2 protein-coding genes and 1 pseudogene are annotated in these 2,196 nt (G+C 59.2%); 2 read left to right on the forward strand and 1 reads right to left on the reverse strand.

Features of this window, described 5'->3' with window-relative positions; all coding sequences use genetic code 11:
• Positions 1 to 454: pseudogene (locus NEI07_RS14105) on the forward strand (transposase); the annotation flags it as partial.
• Positions 455 to 1,611: 1,157 nt separating this feature from the next.
• Positions 1,612 to 1,920, forward strand: coding sequence for a ComEA family DNA-binding protein (locus tag NEI07_RS14110; protein WP_256035373.1), 309 nt, complete (start codon positions 1,612 to 1,614; stop codon positions 1,918 to 1,920).
• A 139-nt stretch (positions 1,921 to 2,059) separates the two neighbouring features.
• Here the strand turns inward: NEI07_RS14110 and NEI07_RS14115 are convergent.
• Positions 2,060 to 2,196: transposase domain-containing protein (locus NEI07_RS14115; protein WP_256035374.1), on the reverse strand; the 137-nt coding region annotated here is incomplete at its 5' end.

A 2,196-nucleotide genomic window follows, 5' to 3' on the forward strand; every position in this document is an offset into this window, starting at 1 on the left:
GGGTTCACAAGACGCTGAACGTTCTCGACAAGCTGCCGAAGGCCTTGCAAAGCGCCGCGTACAAGGATTTGCGCGAGATCTGGTTATCGGAGAGCCGCGCGGCGGCGGATACGGCGATGGACATTTTCGCCGAGAAGTTTGCGGCGAAATACCCGAAGGCCGTCGATTGCCTGATAAAGGATCGCGACGCCTTGCTGACGTTTTTAGATTTTCCCGCAGAGCATTGGACGCATTTGCGAACCTCAAACCCGATCGAGAGCGCATTTGCGACGGTGCGCCATCGTACGGTCCGCACAAAAGGCGCGTTCTCGCAGGACACGGCGCGTCTCATGGTGTTCAAGCTGATGGAGGCGTCGAAACCTGGCGTCGACTGCAAGGACTGCCCAAGGTCGTCAGCGGTGTAAAGTTCCATGACGGAATCGAAATCGCGCCCGATCAAAAATCCGCCGCTTGATGCTTGCCATCACCCAAAATCGGCAATAGCTCAAGGTATCGCCGCCGTGGGCATTATGATGAAGCCAGTCGGAAAGCCGGATGCGGGAAATCTGCACGTCCGGGTTTGATGAGCAGGGGAAACGGAACGCGACTCTACGCGCCACCGCGCCTCTCCTCGACTCCACTGACGAAGAAGGACTTCAAATTTGGCGACGCTGGACAGAGGCGGCGCGGCGCGAGTGCCGAGATGTTCAGCTCGGCGGCGTTGACGCAGCGCCCCAGGGAAAATCTTTGGGCATTAATTTCCATTTCAAGTCGGGCGGTACGACGATCGTCACCCGACCGGTGCCATAACCGTTTCATACGGTTTCCGGGTGACTCGGAGAAGTGGGGGATTCCCCGGAGAGGCGCAGGCAGCGCCGTGCAATGGCGCTTGATCGAACGATCACCGGCCGCAACTGTCACGGCTGCGGATTTGGCGTGCATCGCCGATCGGAGGGGGCGCTTCCCAAATTAACGCCTTGGTAAACTTAGCGCCGATTTAACGCCTGCGAATGCTTTGAGCGCGCCTTTCCGGTTCGCTTAGTTCGCTCAGCAAAGCAGACATCCTCTCAGGCAACGGCTCGCGAACAACTCCGGCGAACGTGACTTGCAGATGTAAGCCAATCGCTTTCGCAACGGCGGATCGCTGCTCAGTTTCACAGGCGGTGGCGTTGCACCAGCGCTCTCGCGCTTTCTTTGGCATGACGCATCCTCCCTGAAGGGAAAGGAATTGCGCCACAATCGATCGGTTTCCCTTAAAAAATCGTCAAGGTTAAGCGTTAGCAGGACTTAGGCAGCGGCGCGGACCGGCCCATACCGCGATGCCCTGGCGGAAAACCGGCGTCGGTGCCCCGGCTACCGCGAGTCGGGCGGATATTGCACGCCCTTGTCGAGAGACGCGCCGAACGCGGTTCCCAAAGGTCGGGAAGTCTTCCAATTAGCCGCTTCTCGTCTCCACGCCGTGTCCGCGCCGAATTGAGCCGGACGATTCTTAAGCTTCCAGCCTGGACTGAACCTTGGATGAACATCAACTTCAGCGTGCGTTCAGAGCGTGAACGCGAAGATAAGCGCGCTGATCGGGACCGCGCGGGAAAGCTGATCCCGACATGGGGGCGTAGATCAGGAGTTTATCCCATGAAACGCACCGCCATTATCGCCGCCACCCTTCTTGCGGCGGCGCCCGTCATGGCTCAGACCGCGCCGGTCGAGAAATATCCCCCGCGCGCGGGGACGACTGCCGCGCCGACGAAAGCCGAGGCGCGCGTCGACATCAATACGGCGACGGTCGAAGAGCTCTCCGCCGTCAAGGGTCTGACCAAGGTCCAGGCCGAAGCGATTATACAGGCCCGCCCGTTCAAGAGCGTTGACGAGCTAGCGGCAACCAATATCGTGTCGGCCGACGTCTTCTCTGTGGTCAGGAGGCGTCTGACGGTCACAAACTGACGCGGCCACAATGAATCGAGAAACGCCCGCCCTTGCTTGCCGGCGGGCGTTTCTCCGTCAGCCATGTGAGTCTGGGCCTAACTTCGATCGATCTTCCGCTGTATCTCCTTCAACAATGAATGAAACGTAACCGCTGTTATCAGGCCACGTCTTTGAGCACGGCGGGCGTCGCGTAGGCCCAAGGCATCAGTTCATCGAGTTTGCTCGCGAGATGGCCGTCGACGATCTTCGTGAGGACGTCGGCCATATAGGCTTGCGGATCGACGCCATTGAGTT

Source organism: Methylocystis suflitae (genome assembly GCF_024448135.1).
Lineage (GTDB): Bacteria > Pseudomonadota > Alphaproteobacteria > Rhizobiales > Beijerinckiaceae > Methylocystis > Methylocystis suflitae.